3 protein-coding genes are annotated in these 2,162 nt (G+C 54.0%); all 3 read left to right on the plus strand.

From position 1 onward, the window contains the following. Positions 1 to 1,225: RHS repeat-associated core domain-containing protein (locus tag AC27KI_RS23260; RefSeq protein ID WP_487116075.1), on the plus strand; the 1,225-nt coding region annotated here is incomplete at its 5' end. Positions 1,226 to 1,234: 9 nt separating this feature from the next. Next, positions 1,235 to 1,654, plus strand: a complete 420-nt coding sequence (locus AC27KI_RS23265) for an NTF2 fold immunity protein (protein WP_487116077.1) — start codon at positions 1,235 to 1,237, stop codon at positions 1,652 to 1,654. Positions 1,655 to 1,779: 125 nt separating this feature from the next. Continuing rightward, on the plus strand, positions 1,780 to 2,162 hold a 383-nt coding region (locus AC27KI_RS23270), incomplete at its 3' end, for a transposase (RefSeq protein WP_487116079.1).

Raw genomic sequence — 2,162 nt, forward strand, 5'->3', positions numbered from 1 at the left:
CGATGGCCGAGGGGGCCTGGGCGTGGTGGGGGACAACCGGCTGCGCTTCTATCAAGACCTGCACTTCGAGTACGACGTGCATGGCAATGTGACGAAGCGCACCCGGGGCAATCAGAAAGCGGGGCACCATGAGGTGGTCCAGCTGCGCTGGAATGCCGATCATCAGCTGGTCGAGGCCAGCACCACGCGCCATGGCGTGACGCAGACCACGCGGTATGCCTATGACGCGCTGGGACGGCGCGTGTCCAAGGCGGACTCGTTCGGCGCCACGCACTTCCTGTGGGATGGCGATCTGATGGTGCACAGCCAGCGTGGGGGCAAGGAGGCGCTGTTCGTGTACGAGCCAGCGAGCTTTGTGCCCCTGGCAACGGTTCAGGGCACGCAGGATCGATTCGAGACGTATTGGTATCAGTGCGACCAGATCGGGGCGCCGCTGGAGTTGACGGATGCTCAGGGGCACATCGCCTGGGCGGCGGACTACAAGGTCTGGGGGGAAGCCACGCTGCGGCCCGTGGCGAGAACGGGGACCGATGACGGCCCCACCCGCCGCCGCATGGGGAACGGTCCGGGAATGGACTGGAGCGACGGTGCCAGCGCCCGGTCATCCGCGCCGCCGCCGATCGAACAACCCTTCCGATTCCAGGGGCAGCAGTTCGATGAGGAAACCGGGCTGCACTACAACCGCTTCCGGTATTACGATCCGGCTGTGGGCAGGTTTGCTAGCCAAGATCCGATTGGTTTGCAAGGCGGAAGCCATCTTTCAATTTACGCACCTAATCCAATCAGTTGGCTTGATCCTTTTGGGCTCTTCGGCAAAGATGCCCTAGCTAAATACAAACACAATCCAGATGGCACGTTAAAAAGTGCCAGTGCCAAAATAAGACCAGAGGATTTAGGAACGGGATCAGCAACCAATGCATCGTCACGAGCTAGAGCCAGAGGGTTTGGCTGCCCCCACGATGATGCAGGCCACCCCATTGGAAACCAACTTGGGGGTGCAGGCGGAGTTAATGAAGTCTTCCCACAAGCCCCAAGTATTAATCGCGGCCAATTCAGAGATTTTGAAAATGGTATCGCCAATGCAGTTAAAGCTGGAGATAACGTCATTGTCCGTGTCGTGCCACAGTATTCAGGCTCCACCCGTCCAGACAGCATTCTTTATCAAGCAAGAATAAATGGGAAAACAATTACCCGAAGTTTTGCTAATCCTTGTTGCTGCCCTTAAGAGGAAACCATGAATCCCAAAGAAACAATTGAAAATTATCTAAAAGAAATGCTTAACTGGGAAAAACGCCGCTATTCAAAAACGCGAGATAGCAGCTACAAAGGTGGCGATTTCGAATTCAAAAAGACAGCCGACCAAGAAGCCAGAAATGAGCTGAAAACAATAATAAATAAATTTTTGACAAGCAATGCGAAGCAAACATTAGGACAATCTACCGAGATCACAATGGCAGTCGGAAATCCGCCGATATATAATCAATCCATTACATCAGTAGAAGAGGAAAAAAATGAGGCGAAGATTATTTGCGATTCCAATAACGGAGCACTACTTGGCGCATCCCTCAAGTACACACTCATCATGGAAAATGGAGCGTGGAAAATTAAATTCGCTTCACTCAAGCAGGGACAAAAAAAATTGGCGAAAAAATAACGGCCTTTAAAAAGACCCAATGCTTAAAGCAATTTTTCTCTCCAACAACCAAGAAAAAAGCAGCGCTAGTCACAAGAGAGGCTTTGTTGCACAAACAGGCTCCATGACGCTGGTAGCGTTGGGGCATGAATGAAAGCCAAGGGCCAAAGACGCGCTACAAGACCACCAACTGGGCTACGTACAACGCGGCGCTCAAGGCCCGAGGGACGCTGACGATCTGGCTGGACAAAGACATGCAGTGGTACGCCTGCGGCAGTGGCAAGCGGGGTCGCCAGCAGACGTTCACGGATGCGGCCATAGAGTTTTGCCTGAGCATCAAATGCTTGTTCGGTCTGGCACGGCGCCAGGGTCTGGGATTGGTGCAAAGCTTGCTGCAACTGGCCGAGCTCGATTGGCGGGTTCCCGACTTCAGCACCATCAGCCGTCGCCAAAAGACGCTGCAGGTGCGGCTGCCTTATCGGCGCAGCAGCACAGCGCTGGATTTGCTGGTGGATAGCACGGGCATAAA

The organism is Acidovorax sp. KPB24-03 (genome assembly GCF_057546605.1).